Source organism: Marinobacter sp. G11 (assembly GCF_021282325.1).
GTDB lineage: Bacteria > Pseudomonadota > Gammaproteobacteria > Pseudomonadales > Oleiphilaceae > Marinobacter > Marinobacter vinifirmus.
Genome location: NZ_JAJSPB010000024.1, coordinates 19,173 through 45,977, shown reverse-complemented (window position 1 = coordinate 45,977; position 26,805 = coordinate 19,173). Strand labels below are relative to the sequence as shown.

The following is a 26,805-nucleotide window of genomic DNA, read 5'->3' as shown; positions in this document are numbered from 1 at the left end:
TGATGCCTAAGAACCATGCGCATATACTGATTCAAATACTGTTCGAGGGGGCATGCCATGCGAACTACTGAAGTTGCGAAATCCGTACGTAAACCGACGAATCTGTCGCTGGATAGTGCTCTTCTTAAAGAGGCAAAATCCCTTGGAATCAATGTCTCGCGGTCTGCAGAGGCAGGAATTGCGGAAGCAGTCAAACTTCATAGGCAGAATAAGTGGCTTAACGAAAACGCCAAGGCACTTGAAAGCTCGAATGCCTATGTTGAAGCCAACGGCTTGCCTCTTGCACGACATCGGCAGTTCTGATGTCCCGTTTCGATATTTTTGAAAATGAAGAAGGAGCAGGGTACCTGCTGGATGTACAGTCCGACCTTCTCAGTGGCTTGAACACACGAGTAGTCGTGCCGTTACTGCCCAAATCGTCGGCGCCATTCCCTGCGCAGAGGCTCAATCCGGTGTTCAGCATCAACGGCCTGGAAGTCGTCATGGCTACTCAATATATAGCCGCTGTACCGGAAACTGAGTTGCGCTTTTGCTCCGGTAGCCTTGCTGAGCTGCAGGATGAAATTGTCGCAGCACTGGATATGCTGTTTTTGGGCTTTTGATTCCACCCCACCAAATGTACCGGGGGTCTGACCCCCCCACCCCAAAATCACAAGGTAGTCAAAAACGCCGCCAGTTCCTCAACATCTCCGGTCGTTAACGGGGCGGCAATTCCAATCATCGGCGAGCTTTGCACCGCCGGTGTCTTCCATTGCGGGGGGGCAGGGCTGGCGACTTGGGGAACACTTCAACTTGGGGGTCAGACCCCCGATACATTTCACCCCGTAAAATGTTTTTGGGTCTGACCCCGCTTAGGGGGTAAGCTGGAAATATCATTCGGCAGACAAGGACATACACGCCTATGAAACTTCGCTTCCTTGGTGGTACTGGCACCGTAACCGGCTCCCGTTATTTGCTTTCAGATGACTCCCATCGCCTGTTGGTCGACTGCGGCATGTATCAGGGCGTGAAAACCCTGCGGCGGCGGAACTGGGCGAAGTTTCCGGTGGATCCTTCCACGATTGATGCGGTGGTGCTCACCCATGGGCACATTGACCATTCCGGCTACCTGCCGGCGCTGGTGAAGAACGGGTTCAAGGGCAAGATTTACTGCACCAAGGCCACCCATGAGCTGTGCAAAGTGCTGCTGCCGGATGCGGGCTTCCTGCAGGAAGAAGACGCCAAGTACGCCTTCCGGAAGAAGTTTTCCAAACACGAACACCCGGAGCCGCTGTTTACCGAGAAGGATGCCCGGGAAGCGCTCAAGCACTTCGAATCCCTGCATTACCACGAGAAATTCGAGCCGGTGAAGGGCTTTGAAGTTACCTTCACCCCGGCCGGGCATATTCTGGGCTCGTCTTGCGTGCATGTTCACCACAAAGGTGCGGACCGTACCGTGGTGTTCAGTGGTGATGTGGGCCGGCAGGATGACATCATCATGCGTCCGCCGGAGCCGTTACAGAAGGCGGACGTGTTGGTGTGCGAGTCCACCTACGGCGATCGCACCCATGGCGAGTCTGATCCGGAGCGGGATTTGGCGGAGATTATCACCAAAACCGCCGGGCGTGGTGGTATCACGCTGATGCCTGCGTTCGCTGTTGGCCGTGCGCAGATGTTGCTATACGTGGTGCACAAACTGATGGGCGAGGGAAAAATTCCCAAACTGCCGGTGTACCTGAACAGCCCCATGGCCATCAAAGCCACGGAAATCTTCATCAAACACCATAAAGAGCACAAGCTGAACCATGCCCAGTGCGAACTGATCGATGACAAAACCCAGTTCGTGCGCACGGTGGAAGAGTCCATCGAGCTGGATGCCGCCCGCTATCCCTGCATCATCATCTCTGCCAGCGGCATGGCCAGCGGCGGTCGTGTGCTGCACCATCTGAAAACCCTGCTGCCGAACCCGCGCAACAGTGTCGTCTTCGCCGGCTTCCAGGCCCCCGGCACCCGTGGCGATGCGTTGGTAAACGGCGCCGAAGACGTGAAAATCCACGGTGAATACTGGCCCGTGAAGGCTGAAATCCACAACCTGAACTCCATGAGCGCCCACGGCGACTACAACGAAATCCTGGCCTGGCTTGAGCAAGGCCACCTGAAGCCCGAACGCGTGTACGTTACCCACGGCGAAATGGTCGCCAGCGATACCATGCGCAAGCGCATTACTGAGAAATTTGGCTGGCATGCGGAGGTGCCGGAGTTGTTTGAAGAGGTGGAGATTTGACGCGGCAGGCTGAAAAACGCCGCTAAATCCAACCCTCTCGCTCCATGGCTAGCTTTTTAGCAGCAGCTCTCAGCTCATCCATAGAGCGTGTTCCCGGCCCGCTGGCAATGCCGGCGGTAACGAGAGCCTGCAGTTCTTCAACCTTACGCAATCTGTCCTGATCCTTGCGAATCAGATCCCTCACGTAATCGCTGGTATTCGAATAGCGCCCGGATTGCGCTTGCTGCTCCGCCCAGTGTTTCATGGCTTCGGGCAGGGAAATGTTCATGGTTGCCATAAAAAAGCCCTCCTGACGGTAAATTATGGCAAAGATTGCCAATCGAGGCACGTATGAATCAAATCCAGGAAACCCGCTCCCGCCGAAACCCCACCGGCGCCGTCCCGGTACCCGCAGCATCCCCATACCGCTCCTTCATCCGCTTCTGGAAATCCTCAGAACCCAGCGCCAGCCCGGCAATCGCGGAATATCGAATCTGGTCTTCCACCGCCTCCGCCATCGGGCTGGCGACAAAACTGCGATAACTCACCAGCCGCTGATCGGCATCCGGCTGCAGTTCCAGGTAACAAGGGTGAGGCACATGAAAGCGCGAACCGCTGCCGTAGGCATGGCATAAATAGCTGGACCACTGGTATTCGCCGGCGTAATCCACCATGCCTGCCTTCACCGGGTTCAACTCAATGTAGCGCTGGCATTGCAGGAAATACTCCTCGGTATCCACCAGGCAAGACTTGAACCGCCCCTCCCACAAGCCTCCGGTGCGCTCGTACCGGGCGTTGTAATACTGCGCGTAAGACTGCCCGACCGACTTCATAAAAGCCGACAGCCCGTCATCAGTCTTCGGCGTTACCAGCAGATGGGTGTGGTTGGTCATGAACACCCACGCGTGGATATCTACCTCGAACCTCTCCTGGTAGCGCGTGAGATACATCGAATAGGTGGCGAAATCAGACAAATCCTGAAAACAAACCTGCCGGTTATTGCCCCGCTGAATCACATGCTGGGGCATCCCGGCGGGACAAATCCTTGGTCGGCGGGGCATCACACATTCCTTGTGGATTAATTTGAAAGCGCAACAATCTGCCCCACCTGCGCCAAAATTTCAACCCCGGGTCAGACCCCCAATACATTTCACCTCACAAAATGTACTGGGGGTCTGACCCCGTTTTGAAAGCTGGCGGGTTGCAATTTCACCATAATGAGTTATTAATTACTCATAAAGGTTTAAAATGAGTTTTTAATAAATCACTATGTCGAAAATAAGTAGCAGGCCATATTCCAGATACAATCGAACAGCCCTCGAGCTGCTCGCTACGTCCATCCGAAGTGAGCGCCTCCGGCAAAAACTGACAGCACAGGAGCTGGCAGAGCGGGCGGGCATATCTCGAAGCATGCTTCAGCGTATCGAAAAAGCAGACCCAGCCTGCGCCATTGGTGCCGTGTTCGAGGTGGCTACGATTCTTTCGATCCCTCTTTTTGAGGAGGATCCTGCAGCGCTTGGAAGGGCTCTGGCCACTGCAAAACAGACGCTGGCCTTGCTGCCAAAGTCGGCAAGAAAACCAAGGCCGGAAGTGGATGATGATTTCTGATAACGAAGCGTATGTCTGGATCTGGCTGCCCGGTCAGGTTGAGCCGGTTGTGGCGGGCCGGCTGGAAGCGGAGAACGGTCGGCTCAGCTTCACATACGGTAAGAGTTACTTGAGCCGAATACATCGCCATGCGTTTGGCAGCCTTAGCGGGGCTAAGTGTCGCGCCGGTGCGGCTGACCTCCGTGGCCAATCGGGATATCCTACTGATCGAGCGCTTCGACCGGGAGCACACAGCCAAAGGCTGGGCCAGAAAAGCCGTGGTATCGGCGCTCACCATTCTGGGCCTGGACGATATGATGGCGCGCTATGCCAGTTACGAAGACTTCGCTGAAATCATACGGCACCGGTTCGCAAACCCCATTGAAGCCCTTCGAGAACTCTTTACCCGTCTGGTATTCAACGTCTTGTGCGGCAACACGGATGACCACGCCAGAAACCATGCAGCCTTCTGGGATGGTCGGCAACTTCAACTCACCCCGGCTTACGACATTTGCCCCCAAGGCAGAACAGGCAACGAAGCCTCTCAGGCCATGCTGATTGCGGGCCAAAACAATCTGAGCCAGCTGGCTACCTGCCTGAAGGCTGCGCCTTCATTTCTGTTATCCCCATCAGAAGCCGAAGACATCTTCGACCACCTGATCAGCACCATAAACACCCACTGGGCCGACGTGTGCGACGAAGCAGCGCTGAGCACCGTAGATGCAAACCTCCTGTGGCAACGCCAATTTCTGAACCCCTTCTCCCTGCAGCGTTCCTGAAGTCCGGGTCAGACCCAGAATACATTTCACCCCGCAAAATGTACTGGGGGTCTGACCCCCAAAGTTTGTTAACATGGGGGAAACGGTCAGGCAGGATGCAATCATGCACTACAGCTCCATACTTCCGGATGTGATTAGGCTGGCGGATGAGGCCAGTGAGAAGGTGCTTCATATCTACGAGTCCGATTTCAAGGTGCGGTATAAGGAAGACAACTCGCCGATTACCGCGGCAGATGAGGCAGCTCACGAGATCATCTACAAGGGGCTGCGTAACATCAGCCGGGACATTCCGATTCTTTCGGAAGAAGGCGCGGAGATTCCCTGGGAAGAGCGCAAAAGCTGGCGTCGGTTCTGGTTGATCGACCCGATTGACGGCACCAAGGACTTCACCCAGCGCAGCGGCGAATTCACCGTGAATATCGCCATGATCGAAGACGGCGTGCCGGTGATGGGCGTGGTTACCGCGCCGGCGTTGAAAGAAGCCTTCTGGGGCATCAAAGGCGAAGGCGCCCACATGCGCGATCGCACCGGCCGGGTGCACAGAATCCGCGTGGCAGAGCCTCGGGAAACCTTGCGGGTGGTGGCCAGCAAAAACCACCTCAACGACGAAACCCGCGCCTTCATCGACAAACTCGGCCCCCACGAAACCGTGCAGGCCGGCAGCTCCCTGAAGTTCTGCCGCATCGCCGAAGGCCACGCCGACATCTACCCGCGCATGGGGCCCACCAGCGAATGGGATACCGCTGCGGCTCATGCCATTCTTCTTGCGGCTGGGGGGCAGGTGCAAACTGTGGATGGCAAGCCGTTGGTGTATGGCAAAGAGGATATTTTGAATCCGCACTTTATTGCGGCCGGCGGGTGGTATTTTTAACGAGCGGGTCAGACCCCCGGTACATTTTGCCTCGGCAAATGTATCGGGGGTCTGACCCCGGATAACGGGGCAGAAGTTATGTACGCAATTGAGTTTGAAGCCCAGATCAAAGACGGAGTGGTCAAGATTCCCGGACAGTACGCGCGGTTAATGAATGCGCACGCTCGGGTAGTTGTGCTTATAGATAATGCCGACCAGGAAACGAAAGCGATGTCTGAGCATTCTGCGAGCACCATTGATGAGTGGAAGGATCCACAAGAGGACGAGGTATGGACATAAAGCCCGGCGATGTCGTGCTTTGCGAGTTTTACTTTTCAGACTTTCAAAAGAGCAAGCGCCGGCCGGTAGTGGTGTTGAAAGATAACTTGCCCTTTGATGATTTCGTAGGAATCCCGATAAGCAGCAAGATTGAGAAGCTTAATTCTGACGAGTCTTTGCTGGAGTCTTCTGATATCAGAGAAGGCACATTGCCGAAAACCTCCAAGGTGATGGTAAGAAAAACCTTCGTGATCTCCAAGGCTGTGGTGCAGAAGAAGTATGGTGAGCTGACAGAATCCCGCTTTGAGCAGCTGCATGGGGATTTTTGCCGCTACTTTGGCTGTTGCTGAGTTTGGATGACAGGCGCTGGCAGAAGGGTGGGGTCGGGCCTCGTAGGGCCCGACCCCTTTGTAGCCTGAAAGTTTTAAAGCGGGTCAGACCCCCGGTACATTTTGCCTCGGCAAATGTATCGGGGGTCTGACCCCGGATTGGGGAATGGGATGACCTGGTACGCGTTACAACATAAGCCTGCGCAGGGCGATCGGGCGGTTCAGCATTTGCAGAACCAGGATGTTGCCTGTTTCTACCCGAAGATTGAGGTGGAGAGGGTGAAGGGCGGCAAGCGGGCGAAGCGGCTGGAGCCGTTGTTTCCGGGGTATGTATTTGTGAACCTGGAGCAGACGAACCCTATGTGGGCGAAGCTGCGGTCTACCCGGGGGGTGATTCGGGTGGTGAGTTTTGCCAATAAGCCGGCGGCGATTGCGGATGAGGTGATTGATCACATCAAGACCAGCATGGATAAGGTGGCGGAGCAGGGTGGTATCAAGCCCGGGCAGGCGGTGGAGCTGGATGATGGGCCGTTCAAGGGCATCGGGGCGATTTTTCAGGCTTATGATGGGGAAGAGCGGGTGATTGTTTTGATTTCGTTTATGCAGAAGCAGCAGCGGGTTAGCGTGCCGGTTTCGGCGATTCGGCCATAGGTGGTGATGGGCGCTGGCTCTGGAGTAGGCAGGGAGTCTGACCCGTAGGGTCAGACCCCTTTGTCAGATTCCTTCGCAGATTCCGGTTTGCAATTTTTTACATTGTTTTTTCGGTGTAAGTCCTTGATTTTGCCTTATTGGCCTAAGGTGTCACTTGTTTGTAACACCGGAACCCGTAGAATCGCGCTGGTTTTCGAGCAAATCCTCATAACCCTGACAAGGAGTCAGTTGGGAAATCTTCCCTTCGGCGCAGCCGCTGCCTCTTTGTCCAAACGTTGAACAAGTCTTCGTATGCCCTCAAAACACTGGACCCTGGTCGGTGGGGCGGTAGCGTGCCTGACGGCGCTTTCTTACACCGCAACCACCCACGCTGCGCCCTGGATAGAACCTGGCGACAGCCGCGCGCGTTTTGCCCTGCAAAAGCTGGCGGACCGTGGCCATTTCGACCGTACGGTATCCACCTGGCCGGTGATGTGGAGCACGGTGGCGCAAGACATCAACCCAAGCGTTACCTCAGACCCAACCGCGACCGCAGGCGCCATGGCCTACCTCAATGCCGAAGAACAGGCGCAGTTCCGCACCGGCACCAAAACCGAACTCACCCTGGCGGGCAGTACCGAGCAGCCCCTGGTACAAGGCTTCGGCAATGCGCGGCAGGAAGAAGGCCAGGCCACGCTGGACTGGCAATGGCAGGGCGAACACTTTGCCATCGGCCTGTCACCCACCGTGGTGGCCAACCCCACAGACGACGAACAATACCGCTACGACGGCAGCTACCTGGCCGGCACTCTCGGTAACTGGGTATTGGGCGCCGGCGCCATCGACCGCTGGTGGGGCCCGGGGTGGCAGTCCAGCCTGATTCTGTCCAACAACGCCCGGCCCATGCCCGCCGTATGGCTCAACCGCAAGCGGGATCTATCACCAGGCTCCAAATGGCTCAGCTGGATCGGCCCCTGGAACCTCACCGTGTTCGCCGGCCAGTATCAGGACAAGCGCACCATAGACAACGCCAAACTCATCGGCATGCGCTTCACCTTCCGCCCGGTACAAGGCCTGGATATCGGCCTGTCACGCGCCATCATGTATGGCGGGGAAGGGCGGCCAGAAAACAGCTCCGCCCTGTGGGACGCCCTCATCGGCCGCGACAACAGCCAGGATGGCGCGCAGAACGACCCTGGCAACCAGCTCGGCAGCATAGACATCCGCTACGGTTTCGCCCTGGGCCACCAATCCATGGGCCTGTACACCCAAATGATGGGCGAAGACGAAGCCGGCGCCTTCCCGGCCCGCAAATCCTGGCTGCTGGGCACAGACTGGACTACCGGCCTGTTCAACACAGACCAGCAATGGTTCCTGGAATACAGCAACACCACCGCCGATGACTTCCTGGGCGATGCCATGCCCAACGTCACCTACGAACACTTCCAGTACCGCACCGGCTACCGCCACCACGGCCGCAACATGGCCAGCAGCTTCGAAGGCGATGCCGAAACCCTCACCCTGGGCGCGCACCAGTTCTTCGACAACGGCAACAACCTCTCGCTAGCCCTCAGCTACGCCGAGTTCAACAGCGACGGCCAGCTACGCGCGCAAATGCCAGACCCGGACGTGCGCTATTTCATCCCCGCCACCAACCAGAAAACCGGCATCGTCAACCTGGGCTACGGCGCCGCCTTGTTCAACGGCCGGCTGGAGCTCAACCTGCGTGGCACCGAAAAGAAAATCCAGCTGGCAGACACAGAGCTGGACCATTGGTCTGCCAGTGCCAGCTGGCGCAACCGTTTCTGACCAACGTCTGAAACCTGATTAATGCAACAACCCCTTAATCCGGCTATCATCACCGGCCTGAAAACCAAAAAACATCCCGGCATTTCAACTATGGTATTGCGTACACTCATCACCCTGGCCGCCTTGCTGGCCCTCTCCGGCTGCGCCTTTACCCCCGGCTCGCATATCAACACCAGCGGCTGGAACCCGGATTACAAAAGCCCACCCGAAGAAGACATCAGCCATCTGGTAAACATCAGCCGCATAGGGCCAGACACCCTGCGCCAGGCCATTGTTACCCAGGTGCCACCACCCGCCGCGGAACTCATCCGCGAAGACAGCGACTACCAATACAAAATCGGCATTGGCGACGTACTGCAAATCACCGTATGGGACCACCCGGAACTCACCATACCTGCCGGCTCCAACCGCAGCTCGCAGGAATCCGGAAACGTGGTTAACGAAAACGGCACCATCTATTACCCCTACATCGGCTACGTGCAAGTGGCAGGCCTGACCACCCAGGAAGTGCGGGAAGAAGTTGCCAGCCGCTTGGCGCGCTTTATTGAAACCCCGCAGGTGGATGTCTCCGTAGCGGATTTTCGCAGCCAGCGTGTCTATGTAAGCGGCGCGGTCGAACGCCCGGGTGTGTACCCGCTCACTAACGTACCCACCCGCCTGGTGGATGTGGTCAGCCTGGCTGGCGGGCTGGAAGAAGGCGCAGACTGGCGCAACGTAACCCTTACCCGGGACGGTAAAGACTACCGCCTGTCGCTGAAGGCCATCTACGAAACCGGCAACAAACTCCACAACGTACTGCTGCAGCAGGGCGACGTCATCAACGTACCTCTGGGCGACGATCAGAAAGTCTTCATGCTGGGCGAAGTGGGCAGCACCAAAACCCTGCCCATGGGCCGCAACGGCCTCACCCTGGCCGAAGCCATTTCCAATGCCGGAGGGCTGAATGAGCGCCAGTCTGATGCCACCGGCGTATTCGTGGTGCGCCGTACCGAAAATGCCGATCCAGACAGCGACCACCTCATCGACATGTACCAGCTCAACCTCAAAGACGCCACCGCCCTGGTACTGGCAGACGGCTTCACCCTGAACAACCGCGACATGGTGTACGTAACCGCCGCCCCGCTGGCGCGCTGGAACCGCGTAGTGTCGCTGCTGGTGCCGTCGTTCACCGCCCTGTTCCTGGGTGACCGTGCTGTAAACCTGGGCGACTAACCCGGTATGTTTAACCGCATACTCGTACTCTGCACCGGCAACATCTGCCGCAGCCCGGTGGCCGAAGCCATGCTCAAGGCCGGCCTGCCGAGTAAAGCGGTAGAATCCGCGGGCCTTGGCGCACTGGTAGACCACCCATCAGAGCCCAACGCAGCGGAACTGGCCCAGCAAGCTGGACTGGATGTAAGCGAGCACAAAGCTCGCCAGGCCACCACCGCCATGTTCAGGAATGCAGACCTCATACTGGTAATGAGCGAAGGCCAGAAAGCCCGGGTAGCAGAGCTGGACCCAACCGCCTCCGGCAAAACTATGCTCATCGGCCACTGGCTGCCGGGCCGGCCAGACATCCCGGACCCCTACAAAAAAAGCCGCGAAGCCTTCGCCCACGTACACCAACTACTCGAAGAAGCCGTAACCGCCTGGCTTCCCCGATTGAAATAACACCAAGAGCCACGAATGACCCAAGCAACCAACACCTCAGTGCGCAGCCGTCAGCCCGCCCAGGATAACGACGAAATCGACATCGGCTTTCTGCTCGGCAGCCTGTGGGACCACAAAATCTTCATTCTGGTACTGGCCGTTATCTTTGCTGTCATCGGCCTGATCTACGCCACGCTCTCCACACCCATCTATAAAGCGGATGCCCTGGTGCAGGTGGAGCAGAAGTCCGGCACCATTCCGGGGGCCGACATGGCGCAAGTGTTGGGCAACCAGGAACCCAGCACCAGCACTGAAGTGGAAATCCTGCGCTCCCGCATGATTCTGGGGCAGGTGGTTAACCAGACCGACCTGGATGTAAAGGTTATCCCCAACACCTGGCCAGTGATTGGTGAATGGCTCTTGCGCCGTGGCACCCGGCGCCCGGGCTTTGCGGAAGGCAGCGCCACCGTATGGGCCGGTGAAACCCTCAACATTCGCGAATTGGTTGCCAGCCACGACAGCAAAACCCTTCAACTCACTCTGCGCTCCGAAGGGCAGGGCAATTACACAATGCTGGATGCCCAAGGCAACGAACTGGGCAAAGGCCGTGTTAACCAGAAGCTCACCATTGAAAACCCCTGGCTTGAGCTCACCGTAAACGAACTCACCGCCCCGGCCGGCGCCACCTACACCGTGATCAAGCGAAGCCACCTGGCCGCTATCCGTGGCCTGCAAGGCCGCCTGGAAATCCAGCCCCGGGGTAAAGACACCGGCATTCTGCAGCTCAACATCAGCGGGCCAGACGGAAATGAACTGGTGCAAAGCCTGAACGCCACCACCAACGTGTTCCTAACCCAAAACATCGCCCGCCAGGCCGCCGAAGCTGACAAAAGCCTGGAATTCCTGGAAGAGCAGGCGCCCAAAGTGCGCGACCAGCTCAACGAAGCCGAAAACCGCCTGAACGAATACCGCCTGCAAAGCGACAGCATAGACCTCAGCTTTGAAACCCAGAACGCCCTCAACAGCCTGGTGAGCATTGAAGCCAGCCTGAACGAACTCCAGCTGCAGGAAACCGAACTGGCCCGGCGCTTTACCCCCAACCACCCGGTATACCGCTCCCTGCTGGAAAAGAAAGAACAGCTGCTGCGCGAAAAAGCCCGCCTGGAAGAACGCACCGGCAACCTGCCGGAAACCCAGCAGCAAATCTTGCGCCTGAGCCGCGATGTAAAAGTGACCCAGGAAATCTACGTGCAGCTGCTCAACCGCATGCAGGAATTGCGCCTGGCCCGGGCCGGTACCGTGGGTAACGTACGCATCCTGGACGACGCCGTAGTGCAGGGCCAGGTCGCCCCCAAGCGCAACCTGATCGTCGCCGTAGCCGGCATGAGCGGCCTGCTGCTGGCCATGATCATCGTACTGCTGCGCGCCGCCTTTAACCGGGGCATCGTATCGCCGGAACAGCTGGAAGACCTGGACCTGCCAGTTTATGCCACGGTTCCGCTGTCTGAAGAAGAAAACCGCCGCAGCGCCAAAGGCAAGAAAGCCGGCAAGCGCAAAGGTAAATCCAAAGGTGGCCTGCTGGCCGTACGCAACCCGGCAGACCTGTCCATAGAAGCCATCCGCGGCCTGCGCACCTCCTTACACTTCGCCATGATGGAAGGCAGCAACAACCGCCTGGTGATTGCCGGCCCAAGCCCGGGTATTGGTAAAAGCTTTATATCTGCCAACCTGGCCGCCATCTGCGCACAAGCCGGCCAGAAGGTGGTCGTGGTAGACGGCGACATGCGCAAAGGCCACGTACACGAAGCCTTCAAACAGGATTCCCACAACGGCCTTTCAGAAGTGCTCTCCGGCAAACTGGAATTCGCGCAAGCCGTGAAAACCTCCGAAGTAGAAGGCCTGAGCTGGGTAAGCCGAGGCAGCGCCCCGCCCAACCCTTCAGAGCTGCTGATGCAGGCCAGATTCACCGAATTCCTGGATTACCTGAGTGAACACTTCGACCTGGTAATCATAGACACCCCGCCGATCCTCGCGGTAACAGACGCCGCCATCATCGGCAAACAATGCGGCACCACGCTGATGGTCGTGCGCTTCGGGCAAAACACCCCGAAAGAAATCCAGATAGCCGAAAACCGCCTGGCTACCGGTGGTGTTACCCTCAAAGGCACCATCCTGAACGCCATGGAAAAGAAAGCGGCGACCAGTTACGGCTATTACGGCTACTACAACTACTCCTACAAATCCGAGTAAGCAGGCTACAAAGGGGGCTGACCCTACGAGGTCAGACCCCCACCAAAGCCAGCGACGAACTCAAAGGCAGGATTTTTGCCACGAAACCCACGAAAGAACACGAAAACCAAAAAAGGCTTTTGGCCACGGACACTCACTGACGCTCACGGACAAAAGCTGAAGGCTACAAAGGGGTCTGACCCTACGGGGTCAGACCCCCACCAAAGCCAGCGACAAACTCAACACCCGAGTACAGCACCAAAATGAAACTCCTAGTCACCGGCGGCGCCGGCTTCATAGGCTCCGCCGTCATCCGCCACATCATCACCCACACCAACGATGAAGTGGTCAACCTCGACAAACTCACCTACGCCGGCAACCTCGAAAGCCTGGCGGCGGTTAGCGACAACCAGCGCTACGCCTTCGAACAAGTCGACATCTGCAACCGCGCCGAAGTCGACCGCGTACTGGCCCAACACAAACCAGACGCCATCATGCACCTGGCCGCCGAAAGCCACGTAGACCGCTCCATAGACGGCCCGGCAGACTTTATCGAAACCAACATCGTAGGCACCTACACCCTGCTGGAAGCCACCCGCCAATACTGGCAGGCGCTGGAGGCCGAAAAGAAAGTCAATTTCCGCTTTCACCACATCAGCACAGACGAAGTCTACGGCGACCTCCCGCACCCAAGTGAAATACCCAACGCGGAAGAGCACCTGTTCACCGAACAAACGGCTTACGCCCCCAGCAGCCCTTACAGCGCCAGCAAAGCCAGCTCAGACCACCTGGTACGCGCCTGGCAACGCACCTACGGCCTGCCGGTACTGGTCACAAATTGCAGTAACAACTACGGCCCCTACCACTTCCCGGAAAAGCTCATCCCGTTGATGATCCTGAACGCCCTGGAAGGCAAGCCGCTCCCGGTGTACGGCAAAGGCGACCAGATCCGCGACTGGCTATACGTTGAAGACCACGCAAGAGCCCTCTACAAAGTCGTCACCGAAGGCCAACCCGGCGAAACCTACAACATCGGCGGCCACAACGAAAAACAGAACATCGAAGTCGTGCACACCCTCTGCGACATCCTCCAGGAACTCCGCCCGCAGGAACGCAGCTACCGGGACCTGATCACCAACGTAAAGGACCGTCCCGGCCACGACATGCGCTACGCCATAGACGCCAGTAAAATCCAGAAAGAACTCGGCTGGGCGCCGGAGGAAACCTTCGAAACCGGCATCCGCAAAACCGTCCAGTGGTACCTGGACAACCTGGACTGGTGCCAACGAGTGCAAGACGGCAGCTACCAGCGCGAACGCCTGGGAACAACCAATTGATTTGCCACGAAACCCACGAAAGAACACTAAAAAATCTTTTATTCTTTGTTTTTTATTTCGCGTCCTTTAGTGGATTTCGTGGCAAAAAAGGTCTTTAAATGAATATCTTACTCCTAGGCAAAACCGGCCAAGCAGGCTTCGAACTCCACCGCACCCTCTCCCCCCTGGGCACCATAACCGCCCCGGGCAGAGAAGAACTCGACCTAACCAACGAACAAGCCGTCAATAACTACCTGGCCCAAACTCAGCCAAACCTGATCATAAACGCCGCCGCCTGGACAGCCGTAGACGCCGCCGAAACTCAGCAAGCCGAAGCCCAACGCCTCAACGCCGGCTTACCCAAACAGCTTGCAGAATACGCAAAGGCCAACAAAGCACGCCTGGTTCACTACGGTAGTGATTACGTCTACCCCGGCACCGGCACAACCCCATGGCAGGAAACCAGCGCCACAGGCCCACTGAGCGTATACGGCCAAACCAAACTGCAGGGCGATGAAGCCATCCAGCAAAGCGGAGCAGACCACCTAATCTTCCGCACCAGCTGGGTTTACAGCGCCCGCGGCAACAACTTCATGAAAACCATGCTGCGCCTGGCCGAAACCAAACCCGAACTCAACATAGTGGCAGACCAGATCGGCGCACCCACACCGGCAAGGCTCATCGCCCAGGTAACCGCACTGGCCGTGCACATCCAACTGGAAGCAGGCCTTTACCACCTGGCCCCAACCGGCGAAACCAGCTGGCACGGCTTCGCCCAAGAAATCTTCCGCCTGGCCGGCAAAAACACAAAAGCCAACCCCATCCCAACCAGCGACTACCCAACACCGGCAAAACGCCCGCTGAACTCACGGATGGACGTAACCAAACTGCAACAAGCCCTAAACATCCAGCTCCCAGACTGGCAAAGCCAACTGGCGCTGACGCTCAATGAATATCTCGAAGAAATTTGCCACTAAACCCACGAAAGAACACTAAAAAATCTTTAAATCTTTGTTTTTTATTTCGTGTTCTTTAGTGGATTTCGTGGCAAAAATGTTACGACGGGGTCTGTCCCTACGAGGACAGACCCCTCTGCACCAAAATCAAAGGAAGCAAAAGTGAAAGGAATAATCCTGGCCGGCGGCTCCGGCACCCGCCTCTACCCAATCACCCGAGGCATCTCCAAACAGCTCCTACCGGTGTACGACAAACCCATGATCTACTACCCGCTCTCTGTACTCATGCTGGCGGGCATCCGGGACATCCTAGTTATCACCACCCCCGAAGACCAACAAGGCTTCCAGCGCCTCCTGGGTGACGGTAACCAATGGGGCATTAACCTCAGTTACGCGGAACAACCCAGCCCGGACGGCCTAGCCCAAGCCTTCATTATCGGTGAAAATTTTATCGGCCAGGACAACATATGCCTGGTGCTGGGCGACAACATCTACTACGGCCAGGGCCTCAGCAACATGCTGCAAGCCGCCGCCAAGCGGGAAAAGGGCGCCACCGTATTCGGCTACCAGGTCACCGACCCGGAACGCTTCGGTGTAGTGGAGTTTGACGACAACCACCGAGCCATCTCCATAGAAGAAAAGCCGGCCAACCCGAAATCCGATTACGCCGTAACCGGCCTCTACTTCTACGACAACGACGTAGTCAACATCGCCAAACAGGTAGAACCCAGCCACCGGGGAGAGCTGGAAATCACCAGCGTCAACCAGGCCTACCTGGAACGGGGCGATCTGAACGTGGAACTGCTGGGCCGCGGCTTCGCCTGGCTGGACACCGGCACCTTCGACTCCCTGCACGAAGCCAGCGGCTTTATCGAAACCCTGGAAAAGCGCCAGGGCCTGAAAATCGCCTGCCTGGAAGAAGTCGCCTTCCGCATGGGATTCATCGGCGAAGAACAACTGCTGGCCGAGGCCGAAAACCTCAAAAAGAACAGCTACGGCGCCTACCTGAAAAAACTGGTCAAAACAGCCAGGTAATAAGCCAGCTCGGATCTACATTCGGTAGATACCAGTATTAGTCATACACGAGATAAGTGATGAGTGATTTAAAATACCGCGCAGATATTGATGGTCTTCGCGCTTTTGCAGTATTGCCGGTCATCTTGTTTCACGCCGGTGCTAGCTGGTTGCCAGGCGGCTTTGTCGGGGTCGATATTTTCTTTGTAATTAGTGGCTACCTCATATCCTCAATCATTCTTCGTGAGGTGCAAGCAGGCCACTTCTCATTCAAACGGTTCTACGAAAGACGCATACGCCGAATTATTCCTGCATTGCTTGTAATGCTTCTGGTTACAGTGTCGGTTTTTCAGGTGATCAGCCTGCCTGACCAAGCAGTTAGTGTTTCGGAATCCGGCATTGCCGCGTTATTGTCGATATCGAACTTCTACTTTTGGGGTGAGTCAGGGTATTTTTCACCAACAGCGGAATTCATGCCATTGCTGCATACCTGGTCCTTGGCCGTTGAGGAGCAGTTTTACGTTGTATTTCCAATAATTCTGATCGCCCTTTGTAAGCTTCGGGTATCGATAAAGGGCTTTCTGGTTGTCGGCACGATCGCGGCCTTTGCGGCAAGTCTATGGCTCTCCGTGAATAAGCCTTCAGTTGCTTATTACCTCCTTCCCGCACGGGCTTGGGAACTCGCGATTGGTGCTGTTCTGGCGACAGGTGCAATTCCACGTGTCAAATCGGAATTTTTGAAAGAATCACTCCCAATGCTGGGTATTGGGCTGATTCTATTCTCGGTTTTCTATATTCGCAGTGACATGGCATTCCCTGGCTGGGTGGCCCTTTTTCCTTGCCTGGGCGCTGCGCTGGTTGTACACAGTGACGGAAACTCATGGATCGTGCGCAAGGTGTTGATGTATCGGCCTGTAGTCTTCATCGGGTTGTTATCCTATTCGCTCTACCTTTGGCATTGGCCCGTACTCGCTGCACTCCGCGTTAGCACTGCAAATATCCATCTTCAATTTGAATTAGCTGTTGCAGCCATTCTGGCAACATTTGTTCTTGCCTGGTTTTCATGGCGTTTTGTAGAGCAGCCCTTCCGAAAAAGAGATTTGATGCCCGCAAAGGTCAGTTTTGGAGCTCTTGGGGGGGGGGGTATTGCATTGGCGGCTCTGGCGCTGATCTCGATTGTCTATGCAGGATTCCCTGCCAGATTGGACGAACCGGCCCGCGTTGCGTTAGCGGCAGCGCAGGATGTTGACCCGTTCCGCGCCCCATGTGGTGGTTTTGATAACCGAGATGAATGTCGCTTTGGTGATACGGACTTGGCTGTTAGCTACGCAATAATTGGGGATAGCCATGCCGCAGCAATCAGGCCGGCAGTGGAGGCCTCTGGACTGATGGGAGCGCGCGCGGGCACGCTCTATTGGAAGGGTGGGTGCCCGCTTCTGGATGGTGCTAAACGATCCGATCATCCAAGAAATAACGAGTGCACAGCGTTCCGAACTAAGGTGTGGGGTGAGATTGAAAGCAATCCTGAAATCGATACGGTGATATTGGGCGGTCGATGGTCTTTTCAGCTGACTGGGTGGCTTCCAGAAAGCGGTGGTTCAAATCGCACTTTCCTTGAAGACGAGCACACTCTTAATCATTCCGTTGAAGAAAATGCGCGAGTTGTAGAGCGGTCTTTGAAGAAAACCCTTGATCGATTGGCTGCACGCGATATTAAGGTGATTGTTATTGGGGCGGTTCCAGAGCCTGGTTTTAGCGTTCCCCATACCATTGCTTTGGCACGCCATGGTGGCATCGAGGTACCTCGTGGAATTCCCAGAGGCAGGGTTGAAGAGCGCGCCGGAGTTTCTGATCAGTTTATTTCAGAACGAGTTCCAAGCCATGTTCAGTTTATATCTGTGTGGGAAGCCTTTTGTGATGAAGATTGGTGTGACATAGAGCGCAATGGAGTTCCCCTCTACTATGACGACGATCACTTGTCGCACTCCGCTGCGGTTTCCGTGGTTGCTCCCCTTATCAGCCTAAAAGAACAAGGGCAGCGTGTGGGTTCCGGAATTGCTTCTGGCAGAGTTCAGAAGCCTGACTTCCAATCAATAAGCGCACATAACTAACATCTATTTTTCAATTAGCGTCATTTAATTCTATGAAAATCACCGAAACCAAGATTCCCGCCGTAAAACTCATCGAACCCAAAGTGTTCGGCGACGAACGCGGCTTCTTCATGGAAACCTGGAACAAAAAAGCCTTCCACGAAGCCGGCATCGACGCCACCTTCGTGCAGGACAACCACAGCCGCTCCGTTAAAAACACCCTGCGCGGCCTGCACTACCAGATCAAGCAGCCCCAGGGCAAGCTGGTGCGGGTAACCCGTGGCGAAGTGTTCGATGTAGCGGTAGACCTGCGTACCAATTCACCCACCTTCGGCCAGTGGGTAGGGGAATACCTCTCGGAAGAAAACAACCGAATATTGTGGGTGCCGCCGGGGTTTGCCCACGGCTTTCTGGTCACCAGTGACACGGCAGATTTTCAGTACAAGTGCACAGATCTATACGCACCGGAGCATGAACGCTCCATCCATTGGGCAGATAAAGAGCTTGCGATTGATTGGCCTCTGGACAACAGCGCAGGACCACTTGTATCCCAGAAAGACAAACAGGCCGTTTCCTTTGCCCAGGCTGAAAAGTACCCGCAGCAAGGTGAAAGCGTATGAGCCTGGTGAAATGGATCGACTTCCAGAGCCTTGGAGACGAGCGCGGTAGCTTGGTAGCCGTCGAAATCGGCATGGACAAAGCCGTCCCGTTCGACATCAAACGTGTGTACTACATCTACCACACCGAACAAGGCGTGAGCCGCGGTTACCACGCCCACAAAAGCCTCAAGCAGGTTGCGATCTGTGTGGCCGGTAAGTGCCGCATGGTGCTGGATAATGGTAAACAGCGGGAAGAAGTCTGGCTGGATTGCCCAACCAAGGGCCTTGTGATTGAGGACCTGGTCTGGCGGGAAATGCATGACTTCAGTAAAGACTGTGTTTTGCTGGTGCTTGCCAGCGAACACTACGACGAATCCGATTATATTCGGGATTATAACGATTTCCTGAAGCAGGTGAGCCAATGAGCTTCATCCATCCACTTGCTGACGTTGCAGAATGCTCTATAGGTGAGGGCACAAAAGTGTGGCAATTTGTAGTCATCCTCAAAGGCGCAAAAATTGGTCGGGACTGTAACATTTGCGCCCAAACCCTGATCGAAGGCGATGTGGTTGTTGGTGATAGAGTTACCGTGAAATCAGGAGTCCAACTTTGGGACGGAACTCGTGCCGAAGATGATGTCTTCATCGGCCCGAATGTGACGTTCACAAATGATCCTTATCCCCGTTCAAAGCAATACCCTGATGAGTTCTCTGGCATAAGAATCTGTAAAGGCGCGAGCATTGGCGCAAATGCCACCATTCTTCCCGGTATTACCATTGGCAAAGAAGCAATGGTTGGAGCCGGAGCGGTCGTCACACAGGATGTTCCCTCGAAGGCAGTCGTTGTCGGTAACCCTGCCCGCATTATCAGGTACGTTGAAGAATGATTCCTTTCCTAGACCTAAACGCAATCAACGCCCAATACAGAGACGAACTCGTAGCCGCCGCTACCCGCGTAATCGACTCCGGCTGGTACATCCAGGGCACCGAAGTAAAAGCCTTTGAAGAAGAGTTCGCGGACTATTGCGGCAGTAAGCATTGCATCGGTGTAGCCAACGGCCTGGACGCGCTCACTCTCACCCTCAGAGCCTGGAAAGAAATGGGCAAGCTGAAAGAGGGCGATGAAGTCATCGTGCCAGCCAACACCTACATCGCCAGCATACTGGCCATCACCGAAAATCGTTTAAAGCCCATACTGGTCGAGCCGGACGAGGCCACCTTCAACCTGTGCCCGGATAAAACAGCCGCAGCCATTACCCCCAACACCAAAGCCATCGTTGCCGTCCACCTCTACGGTCAGATATCCCCAATGCCAGAGCTGATGCAATTGGCGGATAAACACGGCCTGTTGGTACTGGAAGATGCCGCGCAGGCGCACGGGGCCAGTATAGAAGGCCGCAAAGCTGGCAGCTGGGGCCACGCGGCCGGATTCAGCTTCTACCCAGGCAAGAACCTAGGCGCGCTGGGCGATGCGGGTGCTGTTACCACTGATGACGAAGAACTGGCCAAAACCATCCGTGCATTGGGTAACTACGGTAGCCATAAGAAATACGAGAATCTCTATCAGGGTGTAAACAGCCGGTTGGATGAGATCCAGGCCGCCATGCTTAGAGTCAAACTGCGTCATTTGGATGAAGAGATTCAGGGCCGGCGGAATGTGGCTGAGTATTACCTCGCGCACATTGATAATCCGCACATTCAGTTGCCCGTGCTCGAAAACCGTGAAAACCACGTTTGGCACTTATTTGTTGTGCGCTCTACCGAACGGGGAGCGTTGCAACGGTATTTAGCGGAGCAGGGCGTGCAGACATTGATTCATTACCCGCTGCCGCCGCACCAACAACAAGCATACAAGCCATTCTCGGAAATTTCGTTGCCGTTGACCGAAGAGATTCACCGCTCGGTATTAAGCCTCCCAATGGGGCCTCACCTGACTCCCGAGCAGGTGAGCCAGGTGATAGAGGCGGTCAATCGCGTCTAATGACCAACTCCAACTCCTCTAACTCTCGCGGGCTGATCCGGTCCATGCTGGTGATCGGCTCCGCCCAAGTGGTCAATATTGCCCTCTCCATAATCCGCATGAAAGTTATCGCCGTGCTATTGGGGCCGGCTGGGATCGGGTTGTTGGGAATTTACAACAACCTCAAGCAGATGGTGGGTAATGCCGCCGGGCTGGGTATGGGGTCCAGTGGAGTCAGGCAAATCGCAGGTGCGAAGGGCAATGCGGAGACGCTGAACCGGGTCAGCCGCGTTCTTCTGGCGGCCCACCTGGTACAAGGTACCTTGGCCATGGTCGCAGTATGGCTGTTTCGTGGGCCCTTGGCGGTTTGGTTAACTGGTGATGCCACACTCGCCACTGAGATTGGTTTGGTGGGCATCGCGATCCTGTTATCGCTGTTAGCAACAGCTCACACGGCGCTACTTCAGGGTCTGCGACGCATTGGAGATTTGGGCCGGGTGACCGTTATCGGTGCATTTGTGGCCACTGTGTTCGGTTTATTGGCTGTTTGGTGGTTTGGTAAAGCCGGACTGATCTGGTTTTTAATTGTGCAGCCGTTAGCAAACCTATTGGCGGCTTTGTTTTTTATACGAAGGTTGCCAAGAGAAGCCGCGACCTCGTCGATGGGCCTGAAAGAAATCTGGGCAACCTGGAAACCAATGGCGCGACTTGGTGCAGCTTTCATGGCGGGTGGTCTTGCAACAACGGGGACATTATTGCTGGTGCGAGCTCTCGTAACCCGGGAGCTAGGATTGGACGCTGCCGGCTATTTCGCCGCTGCTTGGGGCATTACTATGACCTACGTCGGTTTCCTTCTGGGTGCCATGGGAGCCGATTATTACCCGCGACTGACCGAGGTGATTCACAACCAGGATGTAGCCAATCGTTTGATGAATGATCAGGCACAATTGGGGCTCGCGATTGGCGGCCCCGTACTATTGCTGCTAATTGGTTGGGCTCCTTGGCTCATTACCCTGCTATATGCTGGTGACTTTGGGCCAGCTGCAACACTCCTGCAGTGGCAGACAGTTGGTAATGTATTCAAGTTGGCCAGTTGGGCGATGAGCTTTGCGATTGTTGCGGGTGCTCATGCTCGGATTTATTTTTTCATGGAACTCAGTTTCAATGCGGTGTTCCTGGCGTTGATCTGGTTGCTATTGCCGACGGTGGGGCTGGAAATTACTGGCGTTGCATTTCTACTGGGTTACGTAGCTTATTTTGCTACCGTCTATCTACTTGTAAGGCATCTCCGGGGCTTTCGCTGGCAAACGCTTTCACTAAAATTATTTGGGTTTCAGGTGGTTTTGTCGTTAAGCATCCTCGTTATTGCTATGAGTAGCCCGAGTTTAGGCCTTCTTATTTCACCGTTAGTCGCGGTTGTGACCGGGGTTGTGGGGGGGCGTATAGTGCTGCAAAAAACTGGGCCTGAAGGGCGGTTGGCCACTAAAGGTTATGCTCTGTATAACAAATTAGGTTGGCCAATCAGGAGCTGATAATGCACCACCTCTCCCGCATCCACATAAAGAACTACCGATCGTGTAGAGACATCGAGCTGGCATTAGGCAATTGCACGCCCATCGTTGGTTACAACAATGCCGGTAAATCTAACATTATGTCAGCCATTGCATGGCTGATATCACCGACGGCTCTGGCAGTTGGGGATTTCTATGACGCCAGTAAACCGGCCTCAGTAGAAGCAACCATTGAAGGGCTTGATGATGTACTTCTGGATAAATTAGAAGCGCAGCATAGAAACAAGTTACAACCGTTTATTGAAAACAGCACCTTGAGAATCCGCAGGGAGCAGAAAGAGCCCGGCGGCAGTGTTAGCAAAGCGGTGAAACTGGAGATCCGGGAACCTGGGCTAGCTGAGGGCGATCCGGCTGCCTGGAAGCAAAACCCGACGGGTATTTCTCAAGCGTTACAGGTGTTGTTTCCTGAACCGATATTCATTGGAGCAATGCAAGACGCTGCAGAAGATGCAACCAAATCGAAAAACGGTACAACTCTGGGCAAGCTGCTTGCTGAATTCACTAGCTCGCTTGAAAAGGAACACGGTGTCAGGTTACAAGGATTGCTGGATGATGTGCGCCAATACCTTGCGCCAGAAAGCCCTTCCAGAATTACGCAATTGAATGACTTTGACTCTCAAGCAACCTCCGTGCTCCAGGATTTTTTTCCGGGAATAAACATACATCTTGACATTCCCGTTCCTGAAATTGCATCGGTATTTCGGCAAGGCACGGTGCGGGTGAGTGAAGATGGGCGCGGCACTATCCGCGATTTTTCCAGTCTCGGTCACGGTGCGCAGCGAAGCATCCAGATGGCGTTGATACGCTACCTCGCAGATATAAAGTCGAACGGAAGTGACGAGGGCCAAAGGCGCCTTCTTTTGATTGAAGAGCCTGAGCTGTTTCTACACCCGCAGGCCGTGGAGCAGTTGCGAGCAGCGCTGACCAAGCTTTCTGAGGGGGCCTATCAAGTAGTGTTCGTCACCCATTCACCGATGATGATTGATAGAAAATCCATTGTCGAAACGAGAATAGCTAGAAAGTGCCCCTCCACGGGCCAGACAGTAGTGATGCCCAGCATGGCCGAAGCGCTGCGTAAACGTATCACCGATAATGATACTCAGCTACACACGGCATTTGATCTTGCCAACGCCAGCGCCTGGTTGTTTAGCGACAGAGTGGTCATTGTTGAAGGGAAAACCGAAAAGCGAATCCTGCCTGCACTTTACGAATCCATAAAGGGGTGCACTTTGGCTGCTGACAGAATAGCGACGGTTACCCTTGATGGCGTTGGTGGTATGAAAGGTATGTTGGGCGTGTTTAAAGAATTGGGGATAGAAGCCTTCGGTATCGCAGATTTTGACTATGCCCCAAGCCAAGCGATAAAACATGGCTTGTTATCCCGAGGGGACGAAGACTTGCGTGAATGCCTAAGCCAGATTGCTGCTATGGCAGAGAGCGATTCTGGCATCAAAATCGGCGGTGATGGCAGGCCAACGAACAAAAATGCAACCAAGAAGGCCGCGCAGGTATATGCGGAATGGGCCGCAACTGACGAAGGGAAGCCTGTCGCTGAGAAGCTGCATGAAAAACTTAAAGCTCACAATGTTTGGATCTGGCCGCAGGGTGATATAGAAGCTGTCCTTGGTTTGTCGGGTGCGAAGGACGAGCCTGAGTGGGCGGAGTTTTGTAAAAGGTTGGATGACGGTGAGTTGGGCGATGTGGCTGAGAGTTTGCCGACTGTTTGTGAGTTTTTGGAGTGGTTTTCTGACGCTCCACAACTACACGCATCTTCCCCCACTATAGTTTCGTAGTTTTGCCGGTGATGCTGGCTTATCAGGATTTTTCAAATGACGCAGGAAAGTACACAAGAACGCCCACTAGTAACATTTGCTTTGTTTGCCTATAACCAGGAGAAGTATATTCGGGAGGCGATTGAGGGGGCGTTTGCTCAGACTTATGAGCCTTTGGAGATTATTCTTTCTGATGATTGTTCGACGGATAGGACGTTCGAGATCATGAAGTCGGTTGCTGATCAATATAATGGGCCCCACAAACTATATGTCAGAAAAAATGAACACAACCTCGGGATTGCCGCTCACTTCGATTTGGTGATGAGGAAGGCCCAAGGCGATTTGGTCGTTGTTGCGGCCGGTGATGATGTGTCCATGCCTGACAGGGCATCGATAAGTGCCCAAGCATTTTTGAACGATAAGACAATCGGGTGTTTTGAGGGCGCATGCATAAATTTTTCCGGAGAGCTTCCCGACATCAAATCCTCTTCAGGATCGGCTTTCGAAATGCAGTCTTTTTCAGTTGAGGATGTTTTTGATGGAAATGCGCCTCGGTTAATAGGGGCTTCAAGGGCTTATGTAAGGTCCAAGTATACGAGCTATTCGTCTTTAATGACTGATTGTCCAGCAGAAGATACGCCCGCGCTTTTTAGATCCATCTACGGCTCAAAAGGAATGTATTTACAGGTTCCTATGGTTTTGAGAAGGATTCATGAAAATAATCTTTCCGGAATCGAAAGCCTGAGAAGTATGGACTTCGGGGTTATGGAAGCTCAATATTTCCGAGATCTTGAAGAAGCACGCGAAAAAAGAATAATTGATGAGGTTTGTTTTAAGTCATTGGGTTTGGCTTTGAAAGGGTATCTATTCCGAAAGCGTTTAAGGATTGAGGTTTATGATGGGTTTAGTAGGGATTTAAGTATAATTGATGTTTTGGTTTCGCGGTTTGTTTCAAAAAGAGAAAAGCTTAGGTGCCTAAAGAAATGGTTGGAATTTAAAAAAAATAAATGGTTAATGGGCTTCCGGTTATAAGTGGGTTTATAATTTAATTTTATTTGAGTTTTAATTCTGGTCTTATTTTTCGGTAGTTAATTTCTGTTTTTTAGATGTCTGGTTGTCACACAATACAATTATTGAAATTAGATGGTTAGCATTATGGAAAATACCCTTAAAAGGTTGGGGAACCTTCCTGGGAAGATTGCTCGCACTTATGCTGCGAGGCGGGAAAATGAATATTTGGTTCTTCACTGGGCTCGCCAAGGTGTCATTGGCATCAATTGGGGAGATAAACTGAACCCTGTTCTTGCCAGAATGATTTCAGGTAAGAACGTTGTGCATGCTTTCGACGTATTCCCGACCTCTGATCGCCCGATTTATTACATGATTGGTAGCTCTCTTGAGCATGCACAAAGGAAGAAGGCCGTAGTTTGGGGTGTCGGTTTTATAAGCGAGGAGCAAGGAATCGAACAGGCTCCAGCTGCCGTTCATGCCGTTCGTGGCTACCGGTCTATGGAGCGGCTGCAGCAGCTGGGCATTGAGTGTCCAGATGTTGTTGGAGATCCCGCTTTTTTATTGCCGAGATACTACAAGCCCAGAGACATAGGTCGGAGATATAAGGTTGGAGTAATTCCTCATTGTTATGAATTGGATCTGCCATGTGTTCAGCCAGGTGCTCTGCCTGAAGATTCGCTGCTTATTGATATCACGGGCGGTGTTTTTGATGTTATTGACCAAATATGCTCCTGTGACGAGATTATTTCCTCGTCGCTACACGGCCTGATCTGTGCAGAAGCGTATGGCGTGCCCTCTCAGTGGGTGAAGCTCTCTGAACGGCCGATTGGTGATGGGTTCAAGTACCACGACTTTTATTCATCCATTGGAAAGCAGGTTGATGGCCCGATCAGCATTCGTAGCGGTGAAGAGTGGTTGCCGCTGCTCGGGCAGTCCGAGTTGCCAGTTAGCCCAACTCGGCTGGATGGCTTGAATGATCGGTTGCTCAATGCTTGCCCGTTTTGGCCAGGTTCGAGGAACCTAAGCTGGTGAGGGACGTAAAAGTAATCTACTTGCTTGAGCATTGGTTGCCGCCAGGGACAGCCGGCTCTACAGGTGGGACGCTGTATAACTATCAATTTGTAGCAGCGTTGGCGAAGCATGTAGATGTTTCGGTCATTGCGCTGAATGCTCCTGACCCTAGTGTGCCTGAGGGGGTCAAGTTAGAAGTTTTCAAGGAGATGGGAACAGGAGTCCGGGGCGCTCGTGCTTTGAGTTGGCGCAAGACGCTTACGGCTCAGCTGCCCATGGATTCGAGCTGCACGGTTCTGATAACGACTTCAGCCACCAACGCTGTACTGGGTATTGCACGAAAAAGGGGTTTTAAAACGGTCTCGATTGTCCAGGCGTATGAAGATTTTGGGTGGTCGGTGCCGGGGGCGAATCTCAGGCAACGCATAAAAAGTCTCAAACGGTTGCTTGCGACGGGGCAGGGCTTGAAACCGAGTTTGCGTTATGCGGATACGGTGTTGGTTAATAGTAAATACATGCAGGGCCAGGTTAGAGGGCTGATTGGCCCTGAGCTCGATACTCGTTTGCTTTATCCTCCACTGACGTTGTCTTTGAATTTAAAGAACGCTTTTAACGCCAAATCAATGAACTCTGTTGGTTTTGTAAACCGGGCCGGCAAGAATGTTCAGTTTGTTGCAGAGTTGGCGAGATTGGTACCGGAGAAGACCTTCTTGGTTTTTGGACACCGTTTGCCTGATCAATTCGAGATGCCCGCCAATATGCACTTTATCGGGTGGGCCAATGATAGGGCTGAAATGTTCAAGCAGGCGTACACGTGGGTGATGCCTTCTGTATGGCATGAACCCTTCGGTTTAGTCGCTGTGGAGGCACTGTCTCAAGGCCGCCGACTTGGGGTTTCAGATCGGGGTGGATTGCCGGAGGCCGTCGGCGTTGCCGGCAAGGTTTTCAGTGATTTCGACGTAGAAAATTGGCGTCAATGGTTAATTTCTGACACACACAGGGTGGATAAGGGCATGCTCGTTTCACACTTGCGTGAATATTCCCGAGAAACGTTCGATAAGAATGTCTTCCTGATCTTTAATTCCTTGATTCCTGGAATTTCAAAATCGACCGATTGGCCTCATAGTGGCAGGCACTAGT

28 protein-coding genes are annotated in these 26,805 nt (G+C 54.4%); 26 read left to right on the top strand and 2 right to left on the bottom strand.

What is annotated here, in order from left to right:
• Positions 1-57: 57 nt before the first annotated feature.
• From LWH94_RS14270 to LWH94_RS14260, 3 genes are all read left to right on the top strand, one after another.
• Positions 58-303, top strand: a complete 246-nt coding sequence (locus LWH94_RS14270) for a type II toxin-antitoxin system CcdA family antitoxin (RefSeq protein WP_081699735.1) — start codon at positions 58-60, stop codon at positions 301-303.
• Positions 303-602, top strand: coding sequence for a CcdB family protein (locus tag LWH94_RS14265; RefSeq protein ID WP_232902642.1), 300 nt, complete (start codon positions 303-305; stop codon positions 600-602). The genes LWH94_RS14270 and LWH94_RS14265 overlap by 1 nt, the downstream gene beginning before the upstream one ends.
• Before the next feature lie 299 nt (positions 603-901).
• Complete coding sequence (locus LWH94_RS14260; protein ID WP_232902641.1) at positions 902-2,263, top strand: MBL fold metallo-hydrolase; 1,362 nt, start codon at positions 902-904, stop codon at positions 2,261-2,263.
• 22 nt (positions 2,264-2,285) lie between these two features.
• Here the strand turns inward: LWH94_RS14260 and LWH94_RS14255 are convergent, their stop codons facing one another.
• Together LWH94_RS14255 and LWH94_RS14250 are read right to left on the bottom strand one after the other, a co-directional pair.
• The gene (locus tag LWH94_RS14255; RefSeq protein WP_232902640.1) at positions 2,286-2,540 is read right to left on the bottom strand and encodes a type II toxin-antitoxin system ParD family antitoxin; all 255 of its coding nucleotides are present in this window, start codon (positions 2,538-2,540) and stop codon (positions 2,286-2,288) included.
• A gap of 58 nt (positions 2,541-2,598) precedes the next feature.
• Positions 2,599-3,270: a transposase gene (locus LWH94_RS14250; protein WP_232902639.1), complete on the bottom strand. Its 672-nt coding sequence runs from the start codon at positions 3,268-3,270 to the stop codon at positions 2,599-2,601.
• 241 nt (positions 3,271-3,511) lie between these two features.
• Here LWH94_RS14250 and LWH94_RS19440 point away from each other — a divergent pair, with 241 nt between their 5' ends.
• The 23 genes from LWH94_RS19440 (at position 3,512) to LWH94_RS19545 (ending at position 26,804) form a co-directional block, all read left to right on the top strand.
• The gene (locus LWH94_RS19440; protein ID WP_199455915.1) at positions 3,512-3,850 is read left to right on the top strand and encodes a helix-turn-helix domain-containing protein; all 339 of its coding nucleotides are present in this window, start codon (positions 3,512-3,514) and stop codon (positions 3,848-3,850) included.
• 128 nt (positions 3,851-3,978) lie between these two features.
• Positions 3,979-4,608 carry a type II toxin-antitoxin system HipA family toxin gene (locus tag LWH94_RS14240; RefSeq protein ID WP_232902637.1) on the top strand — a complete coding sequence of 210 codons (630 nt, stop codon included), beginning with the start codon at positions 3,979-3,981 and terminating at the stop codon, positions 4,606-4,608.
• 103 nt (positions 4,609-4,711) lie between these two features.
• Entirely contained in the window at positions 4,712-5,479 is a 768-nt protein-coding gene (gene cysQ / locus LWH94_RS14235; RefSeq protein WP_058341266.1) for a 3'(2'),5'-bisphosphate nucleotidase CysQ, read from the top strand.
• Between the two features lie 78 nt (positions 5,480-5,557).
• On the top strand, positions 5,558-5,758 hold the full coding sequence (locus tag LWH94_RS14230) for a hypothetical protein (RefSeq protein WP_232902636.1): 201 nt from the start codon (positions 5,558-5,560) through the stop codon (positions 5,756-5,758).
• The gene (locus LWH94_RS14225; protein WP_232902635.1) at positions 5,749-6,087 is read left to right on the top strand and encodes a type II toxin-antitoxin system PemK/MazF family toxin; all 339 of its coding nucleotides are present in this window, start codon (positions 5,749-5,751) and stop codon (positions 6,085-6,087) included. Before LWH94_RS14230 ends, LWH94_RS14225 begins: the two co-directional genes overlap by 10 nt.
• Before the next feature lie 150 nt (positions 6,088-6,237).
• Entirely contained in the window at positions 6,238-6,717 is a 480-nt protein-coding gene (gene rfaH, locus LWH94_RS14220) for a transcription/translation regulatory transformer protein RfaH (protein WP_232902634.1), read from the top strand.
• 291 nt (positions 6,718-7,008) lie between these two features.
• On the top strand, positions 7,009-8,505 hold the full coding sequence (locus LWH94_RS14215) for a capsule assembly Wzi family protein (protein ID WP_232902633.1): 1,497 nt from the start codon (positions 7,009-7,011) through the stop codon (positions 8,503-8,505).
• A gap of 21 nt (positions 8,506-8,526) precedes the next feature.
• The gene (locus tag LWH94_RS14210; protein ID WP_232902632.1) at positions 8,527-9,717 is read left to right on the top strand and encodes a polysaccharide export protein; all 1,191 of its coding nucleotides are present in this window, start codon (positions 8,527-8,529) and stop codon (positions 9,715-9,717) included.
• A 6-nt stretch (positions 9,718-9,723) separates the two neighbouring features.
• A complete protein-coding gene (locus tag LWH94_RS14205; RefSeq protein WP_232902631.1) occupies positions 9,724-10,158 on the top strand; it encodes a low molecular weight protein-tyrosine-phosphatase in 435 nt (144 codons plus the stop codon).
• 15 nt (positions 10,159-10,173) lie between these two features.
• Entirely contained in the window at positions 10,174-12,387 is a 2,214-nt protein-coding gene (locus tag LWH94_RS14200) for a polysaccharide biosynthesis tyrosine autokinase (RefSeq protein ID WP_232902630.1), read from the top strand.
• Between the two features lie 242 nt (positions 12,388-12,629).
• Entirely contained in the window at positions 12,630-13,703 is a 1,074-nt protein-coding gene (rfbB, locus tag LWH94_RS14195) for a dTDP-glucose 4,6-dehydratase (RefSeq protein WP_232902629.1), read from the top strand.
• A gap of 98 nt (positions 13,704-13,801) precedes the next feature.
• Positions 13,802-14,659 carry a dTDP-4-dehydrorhamnose reductase gene (gene rfbD / locus LWH94_RS14190; protein ID WP_232902628.1) on the top strand — a complete coding sequence of 286 codons (858 nt, stop codon included), beginning with the start codon at positions 13,802-13,804 and terminating at the stop codon, positions 14,657-14,659.
• 141 nt (positions 14,660-14,800) lie between these two features.
• Positions 14,801-15,673, top strand: a complete 873-nt coding sequence (rfbA, locus tag LWH94_RS14185) for a glucose-1-phosphate thymidylyltransferase RfbA (protein WP_232902627.1) — start codon at positions 14,801-14,803, stop codon at positions 15,671-15,673.
• A gap of 59 nt (positions 15,674-15,732) precedes the next feature.
• Positions 15,733-17,763: an acyltransferase family protein gene (locus LWH94_RS14180; RefSeq protein ID WP_232902626.1), complete on the top strand. Its 2,031-nt coding sequence runs from the start codon at positions 15,733-15,735 to the stop codon at positions 17,761-17,763.
• A 32-nt stretch (positions 17,764-17,795) separates the two neighbouring features.
• A complete protein-coding gene (gene rfbC, locus LWH94_RS14175; protein ID WP_232902625.1) occupies positions 17,796-18,362 on the top strand; it encodes a dTDP-4-dehydrorhamnose 3,5-epimerase in 567 nt (188 codons plus the stop codon).
• Positions 18,359-18,766, top strand: a complete 408-nt coding sequence (locus LWH94_RS14170) for a sugar 3,4-ketoisomerase (protein ID WP_232902624.1) — start codon at positions 18,359-18,361, stop codon at positions 18,764-18,766. Before rfbC ends, LWH94_RS14170 begins: the two co-directional genes overlap by 4 nt.
• Entirely contained in the window at positions 18,763-19,227 is a 465-nt protein-coding gene (locus LWH94_RS14165) for an acyltransferase (protein ID WP_232902623.1), read from the top strand. The genes LWH94_RS14170 and LWH94_RS14165 overlap by 4 nt, the downstream gene beginning before the upstream one ends.
• Positions 19,224-20,321 (top strand): DegT/DnrJ/EryC1/StrS family aminotransferase, encoded by a 1,098-nt coding sequence (locus LWH94_RS14160; RefSeq protein WP_232902622.1) that lies wholly within the window; start codon positions 19,224-19,226, stop codon positions 20,319-20,321. The genes LWH94_RS14165 and LWH94_RS14160 overlap by 4 nt, the downstream gene beginning before the upstream one ends.
• On the top strand, positions 20,321-21,832 hold the full coding sequence (locus tag LWH94_RS14155; RefSeq protein WP_232902621.1) for an O-antigen translocase: 1,512 nt from the start codon (positions 20,321-20,323) through the stop codon (positions 21,830-21,832). Before LWH94_RS14160 ends, LWH94_RS14155 begins: the two co-directional genes overlap by 1 nt.
• 2 nt (positions 21,833-21,834) lie before the next feature.
• A complete protein-coding gene (locus tag LWH94_RS14150) occupies positions 21,835-23,664 on the top strand; it encodes an ATP-dependent nuclease (protein WP_232902620.1) in 1,830 nt (609 codons plus the stop codon).
• Positions 23,665-23,700: 36 nt separating this feature from the next.
• Positions 23,701-24,675, top strand: coding sequence for a glycosyltransferase (locus LWH94_RS14145; protein ID WP_232902619.1), 975 nt, complete (start codon positions 23,701-23,703; stop codon positions 24,673-24,675).
• Between the two features lie 123 nt (positions 24,676-24,798).
• On the top strand, positions 24,799-25,686 hold the full coding sequence (locus LWH94_RS14140) for a polysaccharide pyruvyl transferase family protein (protein WP_232902618.1): 888 nt from the start codon (positions 24,799-24,801) through the stop codon (positions 25,684-25,686).
• On the top strand, positions 25,683-26,804 hold the full coding sequence (locus LWH94_RS19545; RefSeq protein ID WP_232902617.1) for a glycosyltransferase family 4 protein: 1,122 nt from the start codon (positions 25,683-25,685) through the stop codon (positions 26,802-26,804). The genes LWH94_RS14140 and LWH94_RS19545 overlap by 4 nt, the downstream gene beginning before the upstream one ends.
• Position 26,805 lies beyond the last annotated feature (1 nt).